The organism is uncultured Cyclobacterium sp., assembly GCF_963977555.1.
GTDB lineage: Bacteria > Bacteroidota > Bacteroidia > Cytophagales > Cyclobacteriaceae > Cyclobacterium.
This window is the reverse complement of the sequence record NZ_CAXBPD010000011.1, coordinates 68,777-93,677: the sequence shown is the minus strand read 5'-3', so window position 1 is coordinate 93,677 and position 24,901 is coordinate 68,777. Positions and strand designations below refer to the sequence as shown.

Sequence of the window (24,901 nt, the reverse complement as noted above, 5' to 3'; positions counted from 1 at the left end):
AATGGATAATAAAGAAATAAAATTAGCCAACATTCTTTTGGTAGAAGACAATGAAGGAGATATTGTACTCATTCTGGAAGCTTTTGAAGAACTCAAAATAAAAGCAGAGATCAATATTGCAAAGAATGGGCAAGAAGCCCTTGATTACCTTTTTGAGCGGGGAACAAAAAACAAATCGAAAAAACCTGACTTGATCCTCTTGGATATTAATATCCCCATTTATAACGGTCATGAGGTATTGAAGCAAATTAAAGAGGATCCAATTCTCAAAAAAACACCTGTAATTATGTTAACTACTTCTACCAATCAAAAAGACATAAATAAAGCCTACCAAAATCACTGCAACAGCTATGTAAAAAAACCTCTAAATGTGGATGAGTTTTTAGATGCCATTCTAAAAATAGAGCAATTTTGGTTGCAATTATCGATATTAGCCAAATAAAAGCAGCGGGAAATCCAACGCATACTTATAGCCATAATCTATCTTATTTCTCCAACACCTGTTATTGAATTATGTCTCTATTGCAATTCACTGAAAAAGGTATTTTTTGCCAAAGAGCAAATGTATATATCGACCCATGGAAACCGGTAGACTATGCCATCATTACCCATGCTCACGCAGACCACTCTCGTTGGGGCAATAAATTTTACCTGTGCCATCACCTGTCTAAACCCATAATCCAACACCGCCTGGGTGCAGACATTCATATAGAGTCGATGGAATACCTAAGCAAAAAAACCATAAATGGTGTGGAATTCAGCTTCTATCCTGCCGGACATATTATCGGTTCTGCTCAAGTGCGTGTCGCCTATAAAGGGGAGGTTTGGGTGGCTTCAGGTGATTACAAGTTGGAAAATGATGGGTTTTCAACTCCTTTTGAGCCCATAGAATGTCATACATTTATTACAGAATGCACCTTCGGCTTGCCTGTATTCAAATGGCAGGATCAGAAAGAAGTTTTTGAAGACATTAACAATTGGTGGAGAAAAAACAAAGATGAAGACAAGGTAACCATTCTGACGGGCTATTCATTGGGGAAAGCCCAGCGTTTAATTCAGGGAGTTGATCCTTCCATTGGTAGAATATTTACGCATGGGGCCATAGAAAAAACAAACGAGATTATCCGAAATATGGGTGTTAGCTTAAATGAAACGACCTATGTAACGCCCGAAATGAATAAAAAGGACTTTAAAGGCGCTTTGGTAATTGCACCTCCTTCCGCCTTAGGAACATCTTGGCAAAAAAAGTTTCAACCATTTGAGGTAGGAATTGCTTCCGGCTGGATGAAAATGAGAGGCCCCAGAAGAAGGCGGTCCGTAGATAGAGGGTTTGTATTGTCCGACCATGCAGATTGGGACGGCTTAAATATAGCCATCAAAGCCACAGGATGCGAAAAAGTAATTGTAACGCATGGATACACCAATATTTTCAGTAAATGGTTAAATGACCAGGGTATAGATACACAAATTGAGGCTACCGAATTTGAAGGAGAACTTTTAGAATCCACAGAAAAAACAGATGTAGAATGAAAAACTTTGTTCATCTTTTTACACAGCTGGACCAAACCACCAAAACTTTGAAAAAGGTAGCTGCTTTGGTGAATTATTTTAATGAGGCCAGTGATTCGGATAAGTTGTGGACCATTGCCATTTTAAGTCATCGCAAACCAAAGAGAAGTGTAAGAACAGCCTTATTAAGAGAATGGTCGGCATCAGCTGCCAATGTTCCTTTATGGCTATTTGAAGAATCTTATCACATTGTAGGTGACTTGGCTGAAACCTTGGCATTAATGCACCCAAACCTGGAAAGCAGGCATGATAAAAGCCTAAGCGAATGGATTGAATTTATCATTGATTTAAAAAACCTTGAAGAGCAAGTTTCTCCATCATCCAATGATTCATTTCCTACCAAAAAGGAACAAGTACTTTGGGCATGGAATCAGATGGATGAAACTGAACGCTTTGTTTTCAACAAGTTAATGACCGGTGGCTGGCGAGTTGGGGTTTCTCAAAAGTTAATGACGCGAGCCCTGGCCCAGCACAGTGGCATTGAGGAGAACACGCTTTCTCATCGCTTAATGGGCAATTGGAGAGCGGTGACCACTACCTACCATCAATTAATCGTCGCATCCGATCCCGCAGATAAAATTTCACAACCCTACCCTTTTTATCTTGCCTATGCCATAGAAGTAGCCCCGCAGGAATTAGGTGATACAGATGCGTGGATGGCAGAAAGAAAATGGGACGGCATAAGAGGGCAACTTATCGTTCGAGAAAACCAATTGTTTGTATGGTCTAGAGGTGAAGAATTGGTAACCGATAAATTCCCTGAATTTGAAGTGCTTACCAAAGCACTTCCCAACGGGACAGTAATCGACGGAGAGATCATCGCCTATGAAAATGGACAACCATTGGGGTTTAATGTTTTACAAAGTCGCATAGGAAGAAAAAATGTGAGTAAAGCCATTTTGAAAAAGGCCCCAGTTACTATGATTGCCTACGATCTATTGGAAAATAATGGGATAGATATCCGAGAAAAACCCATGCACTATAGAAGAGGGAAATTAGAGAAGTTGGTAAAAGAGTCAGCTGATGATAAATTGCTTATTTCTGCATTGGTAGCATTTAGCAATTGGGAAGAATTGATAAAAGAAAGAGCCAATTCCCGAGAGCACCATGCTGAAGGTTTAATGCTAAAACACAAAAATGGTACCTACAAAGTAGGCCGTAAAAAGGGAGATTGGTGGAAATGGAAAGTAGATCCCCTTACGATCGATGCAGTCTTATTGTACGCCATGAGAGGGCATGGCAGAAGAGCCAACCTGTATACCGATTATACTTTTGCCGTATGGAAAGGTGATGAATTGGTTCCCTTTACCAAGGCATATTCAGGATTAACAGATAAGGAAATCAATCAGGTGGATGCTTTTGTCAAGCGGAATACAATCGATCGTTTTGGGCCAGTAAGAAGTGTAAAACCAGAATTGGTTTTTGAAATTGCTTTTGAGGGGATTGCCAGGTCCTCACGCCATAAATCAGGAGTAGCGCTGCGATTTCCAAGGATGTTTAGGTGGCGAAAAGATAAACCTGCCAATGAAGCCAATACTTTGGATGATCTTGAGAGGCTATTGAAATTGTACGAATAAGTCATGAATAAGCCAGTGGCTGAGGCTATTTATTTTTGAAAGGTTTATAATCGTTAGCATACCCCACCTATCCAATGTACCCTTTTAAAGGAGTAGCTTTTAATAATACGTTAGTAAGAGTAAAAAACAATTGTAAAACAGGACAATTACTGGAGGCATAAAGGTTTTATATCTATACCCACCTATTAATCCAACAGAGGCAAATAAAATAGCAGAAAATCTCGCAGATGTTTAAGTCCGTAACAAAGATAAATTACTGTTGGAAAAATTTTTTGTCTCAAAACGACTGGTTAGTTTTACCCTCTTAAAAAAACTCAAGCATAGGATTAAATGTGGTATTGAAAACAATAATTTTTAGAATCATCAATAATCTTAAGTCAATCATCATAAATTAAGGCTATTAGCAAAGCTTAAATCATGCGTGTTTACAACGCTACATCTTTCTATGACCTAAGCTTCAAGACCTACTTAAATCCTATTCAATAAGAAATATAACCTATGAAAAGAGTCGTAATAACAGGACTAGGAGCTTTGACTCCTATTGGAAACTCAGTAGACGAATTTTGGCAAAATGCCATCAATGGTAAAAGTGGCGTCTCAAGAATCACCAAGTTTGACTCTTCGCTATTCAAAACAACCTTTGCCAGTGAATTAAAGGGATTTAGCCCTGAATTGCACCTTAACCGCAACGAGATAAAAAGAGGCGATCGATTTACACAGTACGCACTTTATTCGGCTGCCGAGGCCATAGAAGATAGCGGATTTGATATACAAAAGCTCTCTCCTTTTGACGTAGGGGTAATTTGGGGCTCAGGACAGGGCGGTATGCAAACTTTCGAAGATGAGGTCATCAATTATGCTGAGAATGGTAAAAACCCTCGTTTCAACCCATTTTTCATACCAAAATTACTAGTGAATATGGCTTCTGGAATGATCGCCATGAAATTTGGATTGATGGGGATCAACTATACAGCTGTTTCTGCCTGTGCCTCTTCAAACTCAGCGATTATGGATGCTTTCAATTATATTCGCTTGAACAAGGCCAAAATAATGGTTACCGGTGGTTCAGAAGCGCCGATTACGGAATCTTCTGTAGGAGGATTCAGTGCCATGAAAGCATTGTCTACTCAAAATGAAAACCCCCAACAGGCATCCCGCCCTTTTGATGTGCAACGGGATGGTTTTGTAATGGGAGAAGGGGCTGGAGCACTGATTCTGGAAGAATATGAACATGCCAAAAAGCGAGGTGCAAAGATTTATGCAGAGATAGTTGGCGCTGGAATGACTGATGATGCTTACCATATCTCCGCAACACACCCGGAAGGAATAGGTGCTATAAAGGCGATGGAATTGGCAATGGATGAAGCCGAGCTTAACCCGGAAGAAATTAATTATTTGAATGCGCACGCTACTTCAACGCCCGTGGGGGACATAAGTGAAATGAAAGCGGTAGACAAAATATTTAAAAGCAATTTCAAAAACCTTAAAATCAGTGCTACAAAATCAATGACTGGTCATTTAATGGGAGCAGCTGGAGCTATTGAAGCTATTTTATCCATTAAAGCAATCCAAAACAACATCATTCCTCCAACCATAAACACCGAAGAAATCGATCCAGAGATTCCCCAGTCGATGCCTATCGTGTTAAAAGATGCGGTTGAAGGAGATGTGAAAATTGCCATGAGCAACACCTTTGGTTTTGGTGGCCATAATGCAACAACCCTATTCAAACGTATCTAAATTTTTGACAATAAAATTATCAATTAGTGTCCTGTTTCAGGTGACCTGAAGCAATCTATCCAACTGGGTTAAGGAACTAAATAGTGCCTTAACCCAGTCGCTTTGGCTTCGTATACCATCACAAAAAGCCCTAAACAAATCATTGAAAAAGTTAATAAAGCATGAGACGGATTGCTATTCTCAAACTTTCCATTTTGATGGATTAAAGAATACTCAACAGCTATAAAGCAGATGCTTCCTATATCAATAAAGCTATTATTTTAACAATTAACCTTTCGGTATAGGCGTACAATAGGTAGTTAATAGAGGTATTTGCCCCATTGGAACGATCAAATTTTTAACTTATATTAACCGCCCAAACATAAATACCTTTTCAACCAACACCTAGTTGGCAACCTACCCCACAAAAAAGTCTGGCAAATCGAGCATAAAAGAATGAACCCAATGAAATACCCTATTTTATCATTATTAGTAATAGCATCCAGCCTTTCCTCTTGTAAGCCACAAAAGAAAGAGGAATTAAAAGAAAAAGAAGCAATCTATTCTGGAAACCCTGTTTTTCCTGGTTGGTATGCTGACCCTGAAGGAATAATATTTGATGATGAATTTTGGATTTACCCTACATTTTCAGATGATTATGGAGCTATTGATAATTCTACAGATCTAACTAAACAGCAACTGGAACTGCAGAAGAACACAATTAATCCACAATACCTGAAGCAAACTTTTCTAGATGCTTTTTCTTCAAAAGACCTAGTGAATTGGGAAAAACATTCCCGCGTGCTTGACATTAAGGACGTTTCATGGGCAGCCTATTCCATTTGGGCTCCTTCAATCATTAAGGCCAATGATAAGTACTATTTATTTTTTGGTGCCAACGATATTCAGAGCAACGAAGAGATGGGAGGAATTGGAGTAGCAATAGCAGATAGCCCGGAAGGGCCTTTTGTAGATGCCCTGGGAAAACCCTTGATCAATTCATTTCACAATGGAGCACAACCCATAGACCAATTTGTTTTTAAAGACGATGATGGAAAGCATTATATGTATTACGGGGGTTGGAGACATTGTAATATTGTCCAACTAGGTGATGATTTACTGGATTTAGTACCTTTTGAGGATGGAGAAACATATAAAGAAGTAACTCCTGACAAATATGTGGAAGGGCCTTTTGTGTTCAAACGAAATGATAAATATTACTTTATGTGGTCAGAAGGGAGTTGGGGAGGCCCAGATTACAGTGTTGCCTATGCTATAGGGGATTCCCCTTTTGGTCCATTTGAGCGAATTGGTAAAGTCCTACAGCAAGACCCAAAAATTGCCACCGGTGCAGGTCATCACTCTGTAATAAACATACCAGACACGGATGAATACTATATTGTTTACCACCGTCGCCCCTTGGGTACTACTAATGGTAATCACCGTGAAACTTGTATTGATGAAATGACTTTTGATGAGAATGGTTTTATCAATCCCGTTAAAATGACGAATGAAGGAGTGAAAAAAAAGGTGCTAAAAGAAAACTTCTAAACGTCGATTACTACTCCTTTAAACCTTTCTGCTACTCCAACAATGAATGGGTGGCATGGTTTTTTAATCATATGACAGAAAAGTATGTTAGACAACTTTGAAATATTAGATTCGATAGTAGATTCAATGGCTATTATAAACGTTTCTGGCGAAATTATTTTCACTAATAAGGCCTGGCGTAATTTTTCTGTGGAAAATATGGGCGATGATGCTTGCACAGGGGTCAGCAGTAATTATTTATCTACTTGCGAGGCGGTTAAAGGCGAAGAAAAAAAAATGGCCAAAGATGCCAGACAGGGTATTCAACAAGTAATGGATAGGAAACTTGAAAAATTTGAATTAGAATACCCCTGCCATTCTCCTAATGAAAATAGATGGTTTATTTTAAGAGTTACCCAGGTTTTAGAAAATCCTCAATTAACCTTATTGGCGCATATCAATATTACCAACCGAAAAAATTCAGAATTAGAAGTTGAAAAAAATTACAATAGGTCACATATTATAAATGAACGTCTCAATACTACCTTATACAATATCGTTCATGATATCCAGAATCCTTTGGCTTCTATCATGGGCTTAATTAATCTAACAAAATCAGAAAAGGATATAGAAAGTCTAAAGGAATATTTGGGATTAATAGAAAAGGGTAGTTCCAATTTAAGGTCTTTTGTTAAAGAAACCTTGAAGCATATAACTACGATGGAGGAATTACAATCTGTAAATGTAGCGCAGGTAGTTTCAAGTTATCAGGATACGATTGAACAACTGTTACAATCAAATTCCATTGATTTTAAGGTAGACATTCAGCAAAATGGGGAATTCCATACCAATGAAATTGAGTTTCGCTCCATCTTATCAAATTTAATAAGCAACGCTATAAAATACTCAGATAACCAAAAACTTGAAAAAATTATATTATTTAGCTTTGCTTCGAATGCTTACGAGGCTGTTTTGAAGGTTGAAGACAATGGGATAGGGATTAAGAAAGAGGATATTGCAAAAATTATGAGGCGCAATTATCAGGTAAACAAAAAATCTAGTGAAGGAGTAGGTTTAGGCTTGCATATGGTCCAAAGATTTGTCAACAATCTTGAAGGATCAATAAAAATACATTCTGAATTAGGCAAAGGATCTACCTTTATTGTTAAAGTGCCAAATAAAAGCTCTGAAAGCCAGGTATCATAGACCATAAAGAAATACCATCTACAGTACCACAACATCACAAACTATTAAAAAATGCCGTTTTGATTCTGGGAGAATTATAGCCCCCTATTAATTTAAGCAAATTATAGGGAAGCCTAAAACTCCACAAGAATTAAAAAACATGTTTCGTCCAATTATGCCTAATAAGTGTTTTAATGACGCAAAAAAAAATGACATAAAATTCTCGTCACTTTACTAAGATCACCTACTAAAATAAAAAATAGCATTTGTGTTTGAAAGACCAATTTTCAGTATTCTAAGTGCTAATAATTGCTTATGACCTGATTTCAAACCTATATAAAAGACCCTCATTTCAATATTTTATTCCGTAAAAAATCACATGATATTTTTTTTATTTAGAAATTTCAAATTTTTTGATATATTCATCGACTAGGTCATTTTTTTTTATCTTATATTTGATAGATTTTAAATGAACAATACTTAATGGTTTTTTCACCTAAAAACTTTTGAACATGACATTAAAACTAAATTCCATCCTTCTTGTTGACGACGATAAGGCCACTAATTTTGTCAATAATTTTACAATTAAAAGATCAGCTTGTTCGGATAATGTAGTCATTGCCGAAAATGGTCTTGAGGCTTTAGAATATCTCCGATCTAAACAAGGAGAATCCTCCACCCAACCCAATGTTATTTTTTTGGATATTAACATGCCTATTATGAACGGATGGGAATTTTTGGAGGAATACGAAAAATTGAAACATGACAATCGTGAAGATATTATTTTTATTATGCTAACGACTTCTTTAAACCCTGATGATGTAAATAGAGCCAAAAGTTTTACCTCAATCAGTGGATATCGAAATAAGCCATTGACTGCTAAAATGATTGAGGATATTGTTGAAGAATACGTTGTTGTAAATTATTAGAAAAATATTTAATAAATATTCTTTCTATAATCAGGATCTAGTGATGTTACCTTCAGCGAAACCCAAACAGGATTAACTAAAGCCATTTGTTTTTTTCAATTTAGTTCAAGGTATTTCCCTCATACGAACCTTTAAGGCGATCTTTCTCTTTATCCCAGAATAGGCAATAGACAAACTATTAGGTACTGAATTCACCTTTCATAAATACAGGACAAGCTTTAGGAATTCAATTGCATAATCTGGGTTTAAAGAAACCCAATTTTCTGGTCGATCAAGTGTTATACCTACCTCGAATTAGGTTATGTGGTGGTGTTTTTTTGATTGTAGAGAAATTTTTTCTTCAATGGCGCTTTTGCTACTGAAGGGCATACAATGTTCAAAGGCCTCATTTGTCTTTACGAAAAAATTATTTTTACCTATATCCTCAATAAGCCCACTGCTATAGAAGATATCACGTGTAGGACCGATCGCTCCTGCAATAACCAATTTAATTCCTTTTCGCTTCAATTCGGCAATAGTTTGTCGTAGCATGTGTACAGCACTACTGTCAATATAATTGATGGCTTCCGCATTTAAAATAATGAATTTTACTGCTTCTCCCTTATTGTCAAGTTGAATTTGCAATTGATTTTTGAAATAATCTTTGTTCCCAAAAAAGAGCTGCGCATCAAAGCGAATGATCAAAAAATCTTTAAAGGTTTCTGTGTCTTCAGGAAAACGACCAACATTTTTGAAGTAGTCGGTATTTCGTATTCGCCCTAACACAGCAATATGTGGCCTTGAAGTTCTGTATACAAGTAACAGCAACGAAATCAAAACACCAAGTAAAATTCCTTCCTTGATACCGACGGTTAAGGTGATCATAAAAGTGGCAATTAATAGAAAAAACTCATCTCTTCGATTTCTGAAAAGTTCAATAGGGTATTTATAATCTATCAGGCCAAAGACAGCTACCATAATAATGGCAGCTAAAACCGCATTAGGAAGATAATAGAACAAAGGGGTTAAAAACAATAATGTAAGGCCCACTACAAGAGCACTTATCATAGGTGCAACACCTGTTTTTGCGCCAGCCTGGTCATTGACTGCTGTTCTTGAAAAACCTCCGGTAGTTGGGTAGGATTGAAATAGCGATCCTAAAATATTAGATGTACCTAGAGCGATTAGCTCCTGGTTGGAATCCACTTTGTAATAAGAGTGCTTTTCCTCTATGGCTTTGGCTACGGAGATCGCTTCCATAAACGCGATTAGGGCTAAAGTCAGCCCTATTGGTAGTAACTCAGAAATTCTGGAATAAGCAATGGTAGGCACTTGAAAGGACGGTAACCCACTAGGCACCTCACCTACTATTTTTACTCCCTGATCGTTTAAGCCAAAAATATAGATACCCAAGACACCAAGAACCACCACCACCAAGGCAGCAGGAATTCGACTGTTGAACCTCTTAATCGCTTTAATGAGAAGGATTGCAAATATACCAATTCCAAAAGTGATCAAATTGGTGTCAGAAACGGTTGAAAATGCATTTCCCAACAAAATATGTATTTGACTACTGCTTTCAATAGTAGTACCCAAAAGATGCTTTAGCTGGCTCAGGGCTATAATAATAGCGGCGGCGGAAGTGAACCCACTTATAACCGGCTTAGATAAGAAATTAACTAAAAACCCCATGCGAAGCAGCCCCAATCCCAATTGGATAACGCCCATAAATAAAGCCAGAAAGATCGCCATTGCAATGTATTCATCCATACCTGTAAGGGCCAGAGCTCCCAACCCAGAAGCTACCAATAATGAATCCATGGCAACAGGTCCTACGGCTAGCTGTCTGGAGGTACCCATAATCGCATAGATTACCTGTGGAATCAAGGAGGCGTAAAGCCCAAAAACAGGAGGCAGCCCTGCAATCATTGCATAGGCCATCCCTTGGGGAATCAGCATAATCCCTACAGTTAATCCAGCTCCTACATCTCCTGAGAGATAGGTTTTTTTATAGCTCGGAAGCCAATGAAGTATGGGTAAATAATCTTTTAACATGGTTATAATTTGAAATCAAAAGTACCGTATTCAAAGACTCCTTACAGTAACAATGGTCACAAAGCTGATAATCTACCAGCGGCTAAATGCAGCTGTTATGAAGGCAAAATTTAATAATTCTTAAAAAGCCCAATAACTTTGTACTCCAAACCTTTAGCATTAGGCAAAAACCTTATACTTACCATGAGCACCTTTTTGCGTCCTTAGAAACAGAAACAAGTACATTCATTCCTTATTGCAACCTTTAATAGTTCATCCTTTAAAAAGTACTTTTTCTATCCATAAGTACCCTGCAAAAACATGCTTTTATAATCAGCACAAGCTTTTCCTCTGTCGGAACCATCAATTATTTGACCTATATTTACCCTCTGGACACGCACAATGAATTAAACCAAAGCTAAAATTAAACCTATATTCACGGTTTTTGGCTTTTAGTCAGCGGGTTTAGACGGTTAAAATATTGCTTTTAAAGCCGTCATAAGACCTAAATTGGGCCTTAAGTACTTATTAAAGCTCCAAATAAAGCATAAACTGAAAAGCGGTTAAATTCTGAAAACATGAGTGATTCATCAAATATTTGTTTGTCCTGCGGAATCTGTTGCGATGGCACCTTAATTGGCTTTGTGCAACTAGATCCTGAAGAAGTGCCCAGAGTGAAAGCATTTATGGAAATAGAGGATGAAAAAGGCAATGGCTTTTTCCTGCAACCTTGTAAGAAATTTTGTGATGCTTGTACTGTTTACTCCAAGAGACCTAGTCAATGTGCCAGTTTTGAATGCGGACTTTTAAAATCCGTCGACCAAAAAGAATTAGAATTTGATTCTGCTGTAGAAATGGTCAAGGTAGTGAAAATAAAAAAGGTCGCCATAGAGGAAAAATTGGCTTTAAGTAACATCAAACTACAATCGCAATCCTTTTATTTTAAAATGGTCGAATTGAATAGGTTGTTACGAAATAAAATTGCTGATTTGTCAATATCCCAAAGCCAACAGGAATTACTATCGGACATTGAGGAACTTGACAATCTTGTGATGAAAAATTTTGATGTCTCTTTCTTCTAATGTAATCAAATTTATAATTGCCCCTTTGCTTGACCAGAAGAAAACAAAGGGTAAAACAGTAAGATTACCTCATTCCTTTCCAAACGCAAGAGCTGCATTTTGGCCTTCTATACACCAGGTAGTGGATACCCCCCTTAATAATTTGGCTACCGAATTGCCATAAAAGTTTACTATTTGCTGATCCTTCGAAAAAGACAATTGATCCCAAAGGTTTTAAAATACGCTATAAAATAGGGTTGCATTGATAGCGCCTTTGATTCAGAACAATGGTCTTTTAATTAACAACTACCCAGTTAAGACCATAAAATGGTCATCTCCTACTTTTTACGCATTGTAACGATCGACTTTTTAACCTATATTCAACATGTGACTTAAAATAAACCCAAACCAATGCCCTACGAGCCATGGCTTTAAACCAAAATACTGGGCATTACTAACAAACCACAACATGTTAGAAAAATTAGGAGAAAAATTCATCCACATATTTCTTAAATACTTACCTAATTCTTTTGTCTTCGCTATTATTTTAACCTTAATCACAGGAATTGTTGCTATTGCCTGGTTGGAAGTAAGCCCGATGGAAATAATAAAATTTTGGTATATGGGATTTTTTGACTTATTGGGGTTTTCAATGCAAATTGTGTTAATCATCATCACAGGCTTTAGCATTGCCTTGTCTCCTCTGGTAAAACGTGGAATAGGCGCCCTCTCTACTTATATTAAAACGCCAGCACAAGTCTATTTTGTGGTGGTATTTATAGGTATGCTTTTATCCATGATAAGCTTTGGTTGGGTGGTAATCACCTGCGTTTTAGCAAGAGAGTTGGCTTTGCGAGTGAAAGGTATTAATTACCCTTTTTTAATTGCATGCGCTTACTTTTCATTTAACAGTTGGGTTTTAGGATTTTCCAGCTCCATCCCCTTACTCCTCAATTCTGACAACAATTTCATGATTGAAACTGGCCTCTTATCCGCTGTTATACCAACTACCTATACTTTACAATCCTCACTAAATATTGCAATGATGGGCTTAATAGTGATTGGCGGCTCACTGCTAATGTTCCTATTGCGGCCAAAACATTTTAAGAATAAAGAATTGAGCGATTTGACACTTTCTAATGGCATTTCTGACCAAAAGACAATTAAAGAAGAGGCTTCAGAATTACATTTACCTTTTACCGCCTTATCAGATAAATTGAACAATAGTATCCTCCTTCAAATGATTATTTTCATTATGGGACTTACCTATATTGTATTTCATTTCAGTACCCGAGGTTTTGATTTGAATTTTAACATCATGATTTTTATTTTCCTAATTGTAGGAATGGCTTTGCACCAAACGCCTTCACGTTATGCCATTGCCATGAAGCGTTCCAGTAGCAATGTCTCAGGAATTCTATTTCAATACCCCTTTTATGCAGGCATTATGGGAATCATGATGTATACAGGTTTGGGAGATCAACTCGGGCAATTGATGGCTGAAGTAGCAACATTGGAGTCCTATCCATTTTATGCCTATTTAACCGGCGCAATAGTCAATTTTGCCATTCCATCTGCAGGAGGCGAATTTGCTGTCATTGGGCCAAGTATTATTAATGCCATCAAAGAGCTTGGTGCAGGATTGCCTGAAAATGAAATAACAGCTATGATTTCCAGGGCATCCTTGTCAGTGGCTTATGGTGAAAGTCTAAGCAATTTATTACAACCGTTCTATTTATTGGTTGTCCTGCCAATCATGGGAAATGGAGTCAATATACAAGCAAGAGATGTAATGGGATATATGGTCATTCCATTCATTATATTGTTCATTTTACAATCTTTATTGGTCGTCTTGTGGCCACTTTAACTTTGCTTTTAAAACATGAAAAATATTCCCTTTCTTAGATAGGTAATGACCGCTTTGGGCATGATTATTATTGGTAGTAACTGGCCAATTGTTTGGACTATATTTGTTTCAAAAAAGGCAAATTAAAAAGCAGCATTCCAACAAAAACTTTACTAAAAGCTATAAGGATAAATTTTAAATGATATGGTTATTTCCTTTCTATTAATTGTTATTGGGTTTTTGGGGTTAATTTTTGGAGCCAATTGGCTTGTGGATGGTGCATCAGCCTTAGCAAAAAAGTACCATATCCCTGATTTAGTAATTGGTCTAACAATCGTAGCTTTTGGGACCTCAGCACCTGAGTTAGTCGTCAATGCTGTAGCTTCCATGGACGGACTTTCGGACATTGTTTTAGCCAATATAATTGGCAGCAATATTTTTAATTTATTTATCATTTTGGGCATAGCTGGACTCATTTATCCCATAACTGTCCAATCTTCCACAGCTTGGAGAGAAATTCCTATTTCCTTAATTGTCACCATCGTTTTCTTTGGACTTGCTAATGATTTTTTCATCCATCAAAACACTGAAATATCCAGACTTGACGGGATCATTTTACTCTTATTCTTTGTATTTTTTCTGTACTATGTATTTAAACAAATGAAAACAGAAAAAGGGGAAGTCCTTCCCTATAGTCACAGATCCAATTCAAAGATTTGGAGTCTGATAATAGTGGGTTTTATCGGACTCATTATCGGCGGTAAACTAGTAGTGGATAATAGTATAGGTATTGCTACGGATTTAGGGGTAAGTCAAAAAATAATTGGATTAACAATAATTGCTGCAGGCACTTCCCTGCCAGAATTGATTACCTCCATAGTAGCGGCCCTTAAAAAAAATAGTGACATTGCAATTGGCAATGTAATAGGCTCAAACATTTTTAACGTACTTCTTATTCTTGGTATTAGTTCATTAATAAAGCCCATCTCTTATAATCAAATATTCAATCAGGATTTCGCTTTACTCATCGGAGGCACTGCTTTTCTTATAATGGCCATGGTTACGGGCAAAAGGAAAAAATTGGACAGATGGGAAGCCTTACTTTTGGTCGTATTTTATTTAATTTATACCTCCTATTTAATCTCTAAAGAATTGTAAAAGGACGAAATCTACTGTCAGTAAAGGCATTTGCTAATTAAAAATAACAAAGGTTTACTTTACCGAAAAATACTTTGGAACCAAATCCTTTATTTTAGTCAAGGTTTCAGCCACGGATAGTTCACTCATACCTCCTGAAGCATTTGCATGTCCACCGCCATTAAAATTCTCTGCCGCCATTATATTTACGGGATTCTCCTCCCCTTTTGAACGGAATGAGATCTTCATAATGCCATCTCTTTCAGTGAACACTATTGCCGCCTTCATTCCTTTAATTGACAAGGCCTGATTTGCCAAGCTATCAGTGTCCCCTTTTTGGTAATTGTATTTTGCCAATTCTTCTTTTGATAAAGAAATAATGGCCACCATATAGTCTTCTAATATCTCCATCTTCTCACACATAGCATAGCCTTGCAACCGTAAACGACTTGCAGTGTTGTTATCACTTAACATCTCATGAACCAGGTGATGTGCTACACCGGCAGCTAGCAACTTAGCCAATAGCTCATGGGTATGTGGCTTAGTGGAAGGGAATCGAAAATTCCCCGTATCTGTCAATATTCCCAGGTACAAAGGCGTACCAATTTTTGGGTCAAGTAAATCCCCATTGCCGGATTGTTCGATTAAATCTACAATCAACTCTGAAGTGGATGAAGCACTCGTTTCAGAAACTGTAATTGTAGGAAAGTCCTCTGGGTTTAGATGATGGTCAATCATTATGGTTTTACAAGTTACCGCCTCTAGCAAAACTTGCATATCATACCCAACACGGTTTGTACCATTGTAGTCCAAACAAAACACCAGGTCAGCAGCCGTGAAAGCAGTAGCTACAGCTGCAGACTGATCTGTCATCAATAGAAAACCTGAAGTATCTAACCAATTCAAAAAACCCGGCGCAGGATCTGGATGACAAATAGTAGCTGTTTTACCAAGCTTTTCAATGAAATGTAGCAGGCCCAGGGAGCTTCCAACTGAGTCGCCATCTGGAGATTTATGTGAGGTAATTATTATGTTTGAGGCTGCTTTAATCTCAGCTACTATTTGTTGGTAAACATTCATTCTATTACTATTATTTCTTAATTAAATATTCATTTCTTCAATTATGCAACCAACTACCTGTCTCCTTCTCGAATTAATTGAAGGGAATCCATTCGAATACGGGCCTCTCCTATCAGAATAGTTAGTTCATTTTTATGTTCCAAGGCAGTGCGAATCTCATCGGGTCGAATTGACTTGTTGCGCTTATACAGTGATGCTAAACGTCCAATTTCATGATCCATCGTTTGGTTCATAGCACTTAGGCCAATTTCTATTTCCTTCTTTTTCAATTGTTCAGCTATCTCGATAGCCGTTTTAATCATTTCTGGAAGAATTTCATCCACGAACATCTCATTTTCGATCAGTTCGTTTACTTTTCCAGGTATCAATTGCTTGTAAAACAAGTCTGCCGGATAGTCTTCAGTTACCTCTTCACTCGCATGGTCTACTACCACACGAATGGGGGTATTGGGCAAGAATCGATCAACAAAAACCCCTTCTCTACCTGCTGTTTCGAGCACGAAAATCACCTCTAACAATATCCCATTGTCCTCTGTGCCTCTTAGTACACCAAAGCTAGCAGCTCCAGTACCTAAACTAAGTACCATATCGATGGCCCCAGTCACCATAGGATGATCCCAACTAATGAAGCTTACGTCTTCTCTGCTTAAAGCACGTTTCCGATCGAAGGTTATAGATATTCCTTGATCCGGAATTGACGGGAAAGCAGCCACGTTTGCTCTTGATGGGTGTAGCAAATAGGTGTGCGGCGCCAAATCTTCCATTTCAATACCAAAGTGTTCAAATACTTTGGTCATATAAATTTCGAGTCCTAAATCCTGATCAGCAGCCTTTATCGCTTCTACCAATGAAGCAGCAACCTTTGGTCTGAACGAATTCATTTCTAGCAACCTGTCACGTCCTTTGGCCAATGTCTCCTTTAGCTGCTTTTGATAGGTTGCTGTATCGGTAATTAAAGCCGCTAAATTGGCAGCAGAAGTAGCTGATGAAACGGCCAATGTTGTTTCAATTAAGCGATCGCTAAACAATTGGCCAATCTGATTTCCCCCTTCTATGTTTTCTTCAAAAGCATTTAAGCCTTCATGAAACCAACGCACCAAAACCTCTTGCGGGCTACCTTTCAAGTAAGGCACATGGATTTGAATAGCCTCCGTCTGCCCTATCCGATCCAAACGACCTATCCGCTGCTCTAAAAGCTCAGGATGCACAGGTAAATCGAATAACACCAAATGATGCGCAAATTGAAAATTACGGCCTTCGCTACCAATCTCAGCGCACAATAATATTTGTGCTCCATCTGGTTCAGCAAACCAAGCGGCATTTCTATCCCGCTGCACTATGGTAAGGTCTTCATGAAACACCCCTACTTTAGCACTGCTGAGCTTTTGCAAAGCCTTTTCTAAAGCCAATACTTTTGCTTTACTTCTACAGATCAAAACGATTTTTTCTGGATTTAATTGATCCAACAAACCAACCAACCAACTAACACGTGGGTCCTTTGTAAACCAAAACTGTTGCTTTAAAGGCGCTTCGATCTCTGATTCTTTGTCAATGGCGTATTCTTTGGCAAGGCGTTTTATCCATTCTTCATGCTTCTCTTCTCCTGTTAATGGAATTAAGTGTGCTTTTCGTTTAGGAAAACCACTCATTGCCGCGCGTGTATTCCTAAACACCACTCGACCTGGACCATGCTGGTCCAATAAATCTTCAATCAATTGATTTTTACCTACAGCTCCTTTTTCCTCAAGCTTGGCTATTCTTTGCTCTCCTATTAACGTGACCAGTAATTTTTTTTCCTTGGCCTTTAAAGTTTTCCCTAAAGACAAAGCTTCAACAATATTGGCAATGGCTGAATGGTCTTGTGATTCGTTAATGAATTTATGGTAGTCAGCATACCGTTCTGGGTCCAATAACCTTAATCGAGCAAAATGACTTTCCACGCCCAATTGCTCTGGTGTTGCGGTCAATAGCAACAGGCCTTTTGCTACTTTACTTAACATTTCAACAATCGCATATTCCGGACTTACCTTTTCTAAGGACCAGGCCAAATGATGTGCTTCATCTACCACCAGCATGTCCCAATCTGCAGAAATCGCTTGTTGTGCTCTCTTCTTAGAACCCGAGAGGAATGAGGTGCTACAAATGATCAATTGATCATCCAGGAAAGGGTTTCCCTCAGGCGCACTTTCATCCAAGGAAGCACATCTCTCCTCATCAAAAATGTGAAACCATAAATTGAAACGCCTTAGCATTTCAACGAACCACTGATGAATTAATGAATCAGGGACCAATATTAATATCCGAGAAACTTGCCCACTCAACAACAAACGATGCATGATCAAACATGCTTCTATCGTTTTACCAAGTCCTACCTGATCGGATAGCAAAACGCGTGGTGCATATCGAGAACTTACCTCATGTGCGATGTACAGCTGATGTGGAATTAGATCTATCCGGCCACCAACAAACCCATTAATAGGCGAAATTCTACGCATATGGTCATAGGCCAGGGTATTGCGTCTTAATGCAAATACATCAGGTGTCTCTACATCTCCGATCAAAAGTCGATCGTTTACCCCATGTGACACGGATACCTCTCCCAAATCTGCTTCTGATAAGGTTCCTTGCTTTCCTATATAGACAATAAGTTCTCCATTGTCCTGTACCCGCTCAATAACAAATGAGTTCTTATTGGTATCCACAACCGTATCCCCCGGTTTAAACACAACTCTTCGCAATGGGGTATTGGTTAAGGCATATTGGCGCGTTTCTCCAGCTACCGGAAAATGCACTTTAACTCGACTTTTATTTGCTTCAATAATTATACCTACACCCAACTCAGGCTCACCTTCACTTGCCCATCTTTGATCTGGATAGAAATCCACCATATTCTCAATTAATTTACCTATTACTATTACCCTCCCAAAAGGGCATTTCCTTAAAAAAATGCAAGTTCTTCAATTTTTAGCCCCGCCGCCACGAACTGATGGTTTTTATTTCTCTAAGAGTACACTTTAAATAAGTTTAACGGTTATTAAGCTTTTCCCTGAATTCCATACCGCTCATGGCAGTCAATTGAATGGCAATGTAAAGCGCTGAACTTTTAAGGGATCTTTTCCATTTATATTTGTTTTTTTTTATAGCTTAAAATGCCAAAACTGATTTAGAAAAAAATTATTAACTAGGCTTCTGTTTTTATAGTTTTAGATTAATTAGCAATGGCTGTAGTTAATAACATTTATCAGCCTTAATTTAAAGACAATGAAAAATAAAATTTTATTCCCAATTTCAATTTTATTAAATCTCGTATTCCTAATAGCTGCGGTATACTTTGTAAATAAAATTGGATATGAATCGCTCTCGTTCAATCTTTATGGACCAGCGGGTGGGAATGGAACCGAAATAAACGCCCTTTACAAAACAGCAGATAAAAACCCAGTTTCTGAGGTTTCCCATGGAATAAGAATGGACATTCAAGGGGAAAGCCTTGTGCTTGCTGCTACAAATCCCGGAAAATTGTCTTTTGATTCCTTGATTTCAAATAGTGTAATCGTTCGAAGTAAATACCAACGGTTCAATGAAGAAAGCGTGGTTTATGAAGAAGGGGTTGATTATACGGTCGATTACAACACAGGTGAAATCAGAAGAACAGAAAATTCCAACATCCCTGATTATGCCACCCATGTTCTTTATGGACTAAAGGACTTCGATCATAGGAAATTCCCAGATTACACTAACCATCCATTTTTTGTTTGGGTAGACTATGTAACCAAAAACGGCGCAAGCTTTGCTCAACCAAATGACCAAAGTAAATTCTTATCGAAATTCCGAGAAAAATTAGTTGAGGGCACACCTGTTACTATCGTTTCCTATGGCAATAGCATTACCGCTGGAGGTGAGGCCTCTTCTAATGAATTAAGGTTTCAATATTTATATGGAGATTACTTAAGAAGTAAATTCCCTAATGCCAATTTGAAAATTGAAGACACTTCAATATCAGGTTATACCTCTTCTCAAGGAATAAAATGGTGGAGTACTTACATAGGTAAAACCACACCTGACCTTGTATTGTTAGGGTGGGGAATGAACGATCACAATATAGGCAGCAACAGCCCTGAACAGTACAAACAAAACCTAATACAGCTGGTGGAAATGGTGCGGGAAGAAAAGAAGGCTGAAGTGATTATTTATTCTACATTTCCTCCAAATGATGAATGGCATTATGGAAGCCATTCCATGGAAAAATTTGCTCAGGCAGCTAAAGAGGCAGCATTGGAAGCCAATTGTGCATATGTGGATGTATACAGTACCTGGATGAAAGTATTGGAAAGAAAAGACCAATCCTCCCTTTTAGGTAACAATATCAACCACCCGAATGACTTTGGCCATTGGTTGTATGCTCAAGCCTTTGAAGCCATGACTTTTTAATTAGAACAAACCAAATACCTAAAAATGGGCTTGCGCTAAAACAACCTTTATTCTCTAAAATTAAATATATTTTTTAGTTAATTTAAAAGCAATTAAATTGGTAAAATTAATAACGCAGAGAAATGAAATTAATCGTTTTTCCAATTAATATTTATATCAACTTAAAAACAACGCATGCACCAATTTCTTTTTGATTATATCTCTAAATACATGCCTTTGACTGAAGATGAAAAGAAAGTTATCCTTGATTTGAATTTATTCAAGGAGGTAAAAAAAGGAACAGTGCTTTTGAGTGAAGGAGAAAAATCAAATTTAGGGTACTTTGTAATCAAAGGTTGTATAAGGAAATTTTACATCATTGACGGAGAAGAAAAAACGACAAATTTTTACACAGAATTTCAGGGTGAAGTGCCTGAATGTGCTATCAATAACAAACCCTCGGCCTATTATCTTGCCTGCAGTGAAGATTCGATAATTTCCGCTTCGTCCTCTAAGCTAGACGAGGAAGTTTTTGCTAAATTCCCAAGATTTGAAACCTTATGTCGTATCGTCTCAGAAGATTTGCTAGTAAAAAGTCAGTCCTCTCTTGACGAGTTTAAGAACTCGTCTCCTTCGAAGAGATACGAAAATTTAATGGCCACAAGACCTGATTTGATTCAAAGAATTCCCCAACATCAATTGGCAAGTTTTTTAGGAATTGCCCCACAATCATTAAGCCGGCTAAAGGCAAGGCTCATTAAAACTAAAAAATAAAACTTTTAATTTCTTAACTTAAGTGAACGTTTTTTAGGTTCCAGTCCATGCAACTTTGCAATATCTTTTAACTTCAAAAATTAAAATTATGCAAAAATGGATCTTAGTAATTGTTTTGGCTATACTATTTGTAAGCCCTTTGCAACTCAAAGCACAGTATGCAAAAAATGACAGTACCCACAGCAAGTTCTTCATTGGAAGCACTTTCTTCGTGCTAAGCAATTTAATTCCCGACGACAACTCACCAGATTTTGCCCAGTTGAACTTGGGATATCGAATAGGGCCCAAAGACGCGCTATCCTTAGAGTTGAAAACCTGGAAATATGCTTGGTCACTTGGCATTCCTTATGGAGATTCTTTTGAAGCACCCGATGAAAAGTTTCCCGGTTATATAAGGGAGTTTGGAATTGCTTTGGCTTATCAACATTTTTGGTGGAAAGGCTTGTACACAGGAATCCACGTAATGAATGCCTTCCAAACTTTTAAGGATGAAGAAAACAAGAAAATAAAAAATGGCTTTCAAATCTTTAACACCTACCGGCTTGGATACCACTTTAAGTTATTCAATGACAAATTCTTTATTGAGCCCTCCTTAGCTATTACCCACAGGCCCTATCACACTAGAATGCCAGATTCATTCAAAGAACTTGATGACAAATGGTCGAAATTATTAATTGGTGAACCAGGACTTCATTTTGGATATAACTTTTAAAAAGAAGAATTAACAAATGGCATTTATTTCATCCATTACCATACCGTTCTATTTGATTATGGGAGAAATAGTGCCAATTTCTATACCTAGCACCCTTCCGAAAGCATCAAAAATTAAGGCCGGAAATCTCTAATTCCAGTCATTTACTTCCATAATAGGGTTAAAGAGAAAATAAATTGATAGATCTAAGGATATAGAAATAGCCAAATAATCACCTATTTCAGGTATATAGCACACGATATTTAATGCAAATTCAAAACCACTTGACCTAGTGTCAATTATTTTGTATATACGTTCATAAGAATAGTTTTATCAATTGATAGCGAATCAGGCAACACCTACGGAGCATTATGAAGAATTAGTCCGGATCCTTGGCAAAGAATATATTAAGGAAAAGATTGAAAATGGATGAAATCACCGAACATGGCCATAGGAAGAATGTAACCACAAGAATCAGTCATTTATCCAGAAATTAGGGATCTGCTTGGACGAATCGAACGTGGTGCTTATAGCTAATTGTGCTGATATACAGAATCACCGGTAGCAAGTATGCAGCTGGTTTAAGTGGAAAAGGGGCTGCGATAGAGGGAGGTAGATGGATATTATGAAAGTGTCATTGCTAAACCGGAAGGTAATTTGATTGAATTAACCGCATAAAATCACAATATTCCTTAAGCTAAATTTAATTCACCCATCCAATTAGCACCATAGATCCCTTCGACAGGCTCAGGGACCGATGCAAATTACAGAGTACTTTCAAGTAGACTGAAATAACACATTGATGAAAAAAATTGAAGTAGTTGCAGCCATTATTTTTCACGAAGAGCAAGTCCTTTGTGTGCAAAGACCCAAAAACTTACGCCCTTATATTTCTGAGAAATTTGAATTTCCGGGAGGGAAAATTGAAGCGGGGGAAACAATAGAAGAAGCCTTGCATCGGGAACTGCAGGAAGAGTTGAACCTAAAAACGAACATTAAACACCTGTTCCTTACTGTATTTCACCAATACCCTGATTTTGATTTGACCATGCATGGTTTTATTTGCGAGGTTGAATCCAAAGCCCTTACCCTACATGAACATATCCACCATGAATGGTTACATTTGGAGGAGCTACACAAATTAGATTGGGCAGCTGCAGACATCCCCTTAGTAGATAAATTGATGGCAATCAAATCCATGGATTCATTAGGAATAAAAGGTAGAAAATGAGCTTGATTTCAAACTTTGTAGCGCAAATTGAACAGCAGCAATTATGGGATAAAAAGCTGGTCTTAAACCGAAAAGAATACCTGAAGGTTAAAGGGAGCACTGATACCAACCTCTATTATGTGGCCAGTGGAAGTTTGAGAATTTACGTTTTGGAAGAGTTTGAAGAGAACAACATCAGGTTTGGTTACCAAAACAATTTCATTGCTGCTTTGGATTCATTTATCAGCGAAAAACCATCTGACCTATACATTCAAGCAATCAAAAAAACGGAATTGAAGGTAATCAAAAAAGCAACCTTCATGGCATTTATTGACAGGTCGACTGAAAACACCAAAATCTGGCAAACAATGCTTGGTGACCTTATCTACCAACAAATGGAAAGAGAACGCGACATTTTAACAACATCTCCGCTGGAAAGGTACAAGCGGGTATTGGCAAGAAGCCCTCAATTGTTTCAGGAAATCCCAAACAAATACATTGCCTCCTATCTGAGAATGACCCCTGAAACATTGTCCAGAATTAAAAAGTCTTGATCTTAATCAATGTTTTTACTGGAAATAACCCCGAATTTTGGCAAAAAAAGGATGAGAATAGCATCAGAAGAATTAATACAGGATTTGGTCGAGCGTACACGAATAAACATCAACCAAATCCAAAAATTTAGTGATTTGCCAATAACAAAGTTAAATTGGAAACCAGCGCCAGACAGTTGGAGCATTTTGGAATGCATCGAACACCTAAACCTGTATGGAGACTTTTATATCCCTGAATTAAACAAATCCATCGAAAATTCTAGTATTAGCCCCAAGGGGAACTTCAAATCTGGCATTTTAGGTAATTATTTCGCCAAAAGCATGTTGCCTAAGGAGAATTTGAATAAAATGAAAACCTTCAACGACAAAAACCCAATGGGCAGCAAATTAGACAAATCAACCCTTCATAGGTTCCTCACCCAACAGGAACAGCTTCTGAACCTCTTGGAGAAAGCCAGCAAAGTGGATTTGAACAAAACCAAAACAGCCATTAGCATCTCAAAATGGATCAAGTTGAGGCTAGGCGATACCCTTAGGGTAGTCATCTATCACAATGACCGACACATGGTACAAGCCAGAAAAAACCTGGTATAGTCTATGCTTCTCCCTTTTCAATATTTAGCGGCAATTGAATTATTTACTCCGAAACTTCCGCGTTATTTTGAACAGTGTCATGGCCCCAATCTGCTATGGACTGAACTACTGGAATCAATGTTTTTCCAAAATCGGTTAGCGAATACTCCACTTTTAACGGTGGCTTGGAGGTGTACACCTTTCTCTTGATGATGCCATCTTCTTCCAGGGTTTTTAACTGCAGACTCAGGGTCCGCTCCGTTACCGTAGGCATTTCTTTACGCAACTCATTGTAGCGCAAAGTATCATTCCTTAGGTGAAACAGGATCACTGTTTTCCACTTCCCTCCTATTAGCCCCATCGTTAAACTTGCACAACATGGGTATTCCTTTCCCTTGAACTTATACATTAGCAAATAATTTAAGACTATCCTTTTTGACCTTTATCACAAAGTTATCAAACTATCTATAAGTTTGCAACTATAAAATATATAGCATTTGATTATATATATATTGAAAATGTATTGAATTGGTATTATTCGGCCAAAGATTTTGACCGTAATAGCAAAATTTCAAGTGAAGATTTTGACCGGGTCAAGGCGCTTTTAAGGATGAGTCCTTCCAGCACGAATTTACAACCTTGGCATTTTATCATTGCATCAACTGAAGAAGGCAAAAAGCGAATTGCAAAAGGAACGCAAGGCTTTTTTACTTTCAATGAAGCCAAAGTTTTAAAAGCTTCCCACGTGGTTTTATTTTGTTCAAGAATCACCGCAGATGAGGATTATATGCAACATGTTTTGGGGGTAGAAGACCTGACGGGTAGGTTTCCAACCGAGCTACCTGCAATTTGCATAACCATGTAATTACTCGACATTATGCCCGGCTAATTTCGTTAGTAAACATCAATTCATATACCTGTTCATTAAATGCTAAGGCTTCTTTTACTTAATAATTTAAATCAGGTATAACAAGGGGATAATTAGGAATTAGGTTTATATTAGGTAAATAAAGCCTTTAATTAAATAGAAAAGTATTCCAATAAGT

General features: G+C 37.7%; 21 protein-coding genes. 17 read left to right on the top strand and 4 right to left on the bottom strand.

All coding sequences use genetic code 11. From position 1 onward, the window contains the following. Position 1: 1 nt before the first annotated feature. The 7 genes from AAC073_RS14885 (at position 2) to AAC073_RS14855 (ending at position 8,509) form a co-directional block, all read left to right on the top strand. Complete coding sequence (locus AAC073_RS14885) at positions 2-442, top strand: response regulator (RefSeq protein WP_339924578.1); 441 nt, start codon at positions 2-4, stop codon at positions 440-442. Between the two features lie 71 nt (positions 443-513). Next, positions 514-1,530: a ligase-associated DNA damage response exonuclease gene (locus tag AAC073_RS14880; RefSeq protein WP_339924577.1), complete on the top strand. Its 1,017-nt coding sequence runs from the start codon at positions 514-516 to the stop codon at positions 1,528-1,530. After that, the gene (locus tag AAC073_RS14875) at positions 1,527-3,146 is read left to right on the top strand and encodes an ATP-dependent DNA ligase (protein ID WP_339924576.1); all 1,620 of its coding nucleotides are present in this window, start codon (positions 1,527-1,529) and stop codon (positions 3,144-3,146) included. The genes AAC073_RS14880 and AAC073_RS14875 overlap by 4 nt, the downstream gene beginning before the upstream one ends. 498 nt (positions 3,147-3,644) lie before the next feature. After that, positions 3,645-4,886 (top strand): beta-ketoacyl-ACP synthase II, encoded by a 1,242-nt coding sequence (gene fabF, locus AAC073_RS14870; RefSeq protein WP_339924575.1) that lies wholly within the window; start codon positions 3,645-3,647, stop codon positions 4,884-4,886. Between the two features lie 444 nt (positions 4,887-5,330). Further along, positions 5,331-6,416, top strand: coding sequence for a glycoside hydrolase family 43 protein (locus tag AAC073_RS14865; protein WP_339924574.1), 1,086 nt, complete (start codon positions 5,331-5,333; stop codon positions 6,414-6,416). 84 nt (positions 6,417-6,500) lie between these two features. Beyond that, entirely contained in the window at positions 6,501-7,601 is a 1,101-nt protein-coding gene (locus tag AAC073_RS14860) for a HAMP domain-containing sensor histidine kinase (protein WP_339924573.1), read from the top strand. A gap of 491 nt (positions 7,602-8,092) precedes the next feature. Next, positions 8,093-8,509 (top strand): response regulator, encoded by a 417-nt coding sequence (locus AAC073_RS14855; protein ID WP_339924572.1) that lies wholly within the window; start codon positions 8,093-8,095, stop codon positions 8,507-8,509. A 294-nt stretch (positions 8,510-8,803) separates the two neighbouring features. Here the strand turns inward: AAC073_RS14855 and sulP are convergent, their stop codons facing one another. Further along, positions 8,804-10,543 carry a sulfate permease gene (gene sulP, locus AAC073_RS14850; RefSeq protein ID WP_339924571.1) on the bottom strand — a complete coding sequence of 580 codons (1,740 nt, stop codon included), beginning with the start codon at positions 10,541-10,543 and terminating at the stop codon, positions 8,804-8,806. Positions 10,544-11,100: 557 nt separating this feature from the next. On the opposite strand from sulP, the gene AAC073_RS14845 reads away from it, so the two are divergent. The 3 genes from AAC073_RS14845 (at position 11,101) to AAC073_RS14835 (ending at position 14,587) form a co-directional block, all read left to right on the top strand. Further along, positions 11,101-11,604 (top strand): hypothetical protein, encoded by a 504-nt coding sequence (locus AAC073_RS14845; RefSeq protein ID WP_339924570.1) that lies wholly within the window; start codon positions 11,101-11,103, stop codon positions 11,602-11,604. A gap of 448 nt (positions 11,605-12,052) precedes the next feature. Next, a complete protein-coding gene (locus AAC073_RS14840; RefSeq protein ID WP_339924569.1) occupies positions 12,053-13,450 on the top strand; it encodes a TIGR00366 family protein in 1,398 nt (465 codons plus the stop codon). A 183-nt stretch (positions 13,451-13,633) separates the two neighbouring features. After that, positions 13,634-14,587 (top strand): calcium/sodium antiporter, encoded by a 954-nt coding sequence (locus AAC073_RS14835; protein ID WP_339924568.1) that lies wholly within the window; start codon positions 13,634-13,636, stop codon positions 14,585-14,587. A 54-nt stretch (positions 14,588-14,641) separates the two neighbouring features. Here AAC073_RS14835 and AAC073_RS14830 read toward each other — a convergent pair whose 3' ends face one another. Together AAC073_RS14830 and rapA are read right to left on the bottom strand one after the other, a co-directional pair. Next, complete coding sequence (locus tag AAC073_RS14830) at positions 14,642-15,646, bottom strand: DHH family phosphoesterase (RefSeq protein WP_339924567.1); 1,005 nt, start codon at positions 15,644-15,646, stop codon at positions 14,642-14,644. A gap of 53 nt (positions 15,647-15,699) precedes the next feature. Next, a complete protein-coding gene (gene rapA / locus AAC073_RS14825; RefSeq protein WP_339924566.1) occupies positions 15,700-18,534 on the bottom strand; it encodes an RNA polymerase-associated protein RapA in 2,835 nt (944 codons plus the stop codon). A gap of 373 nt (positions 18,535-18,907) precedes the next feature. On the opposite strand from rapA, the gene AAC073_RS14820 reads away from it, so the two are divergent. The 6 genes from AAC073_RS14820 (at position 18,908) to AAC073_RS14795 (ending at position 23,876) form a co-directional block, all read left to right on the top strand. Further along, positions 18,908-20,074 carry a GDSL-type esterase/lipase family protein gene (locus AAC073_RS14820; protein ID WP_339924565.1) on the top strand — a complete coding sequence of 389 codons (1,167 nt, stop codon included), beginning with the start codon at positions 18,908-18,910 and terminating at the stop codon, positions 20,072-20,074. A 174-nt stretch (positions 20,075-20,248) separates the two neighbouring features. Beyond that, positions 20,249-20,827, top strand: a complete 579-nt coding sequence (locus AAC073_RS14815; RefSeq protein ID WP_339924564.1) for a Crp/Fnr family transcriptional regulator — start codon at positions 20,249-20,251, stop codon at positions 20,825-20,827. A gap of 88 nt (positions 20,828-20,915) precedes the next feature. Further along, positions 20,916-21,539: a hypothetical protein gene (locus tag AAC073_RS14810; protein ID WP_339924563.1), complete on the top strand. Its 624-nt coding sequence runs from the start codon at positions 20,916-20,918 to the stop codon at positions 21,537-21,539. Between the two features lie 781 nt (positions 21,540-22,320). Beyond that, positions 22,321-22,749, top strand: a complete 429-nt coding sequence (locus AAC073_RS14805) for a (deoxy)nucleoside triphosphate pyrophosphohydrolase (RefSeq protein WP_339924562.1) — start codon at positions 22,321-22,323, stop codon at positions 22,747-22,749. Then, the gene (locus AAC073_RS14800) at positions 22,746-23,282 is read left to right on the top strand and encodes a cyclic nucleotide-binding domain-containing protein (RefSeq protein ID WP_339924561.1); all 537 of its coding nucleotides are present in this window, start codon (positions 22,746-22,748) and stop codon (positions 23,280-23,282) included. Before AAC073_RS14805 ends, AAC073_RS14800 begins: the two co-directional genes overlap by 4 nt. Before the next feature lie 51 nt (positions 23,283-23,333). Then, a complete protein-coding gene (locus AAC073_RS14795; protein WP_339924560.1) occupies positions 23,334-23,876 on the top strand; it encodes a DinB family protein in 543 nt (180 codons plus the stop codon). A 43-nt stretch (positions 23,877-23,919) separates the two neighbouring features. Here the strand turns inward: AAC073_RS14795 and AAC073_RS14790 are convergent, their stop codons facing one another. Beyond that, on the bottom strand, positions 23,920-24,264 hold the full coding sequence (locus tag AAC073_RS14790) for a helix-turn-helix domain-containing protein (RefSeq protein WP_339924559.1): 345 nt from the start codon (positions 24,262-24,264) through the stop codon (positions 23,920-23,922). A gap of 114 nt (positions 24,265-24,378) precedes the next feature. Here AAC073_RS14790 and AAC073_RS14785 point away from each other — a divergent pair, with 114 nt between their 5' ends. Further along, positions 24,379-24,720: a nitroreductase family protein gene (locus AAC073_RS14785; RefSeq protein ID WP_339924558.1), complete on the top strand. Its 342-nt coding sequence runs from the start codon at positions 24,379-24,381 to the stop codon at positions 24,718-24,720. Positions 24,721-24,901: the final 181 nt, after the last annotated feature.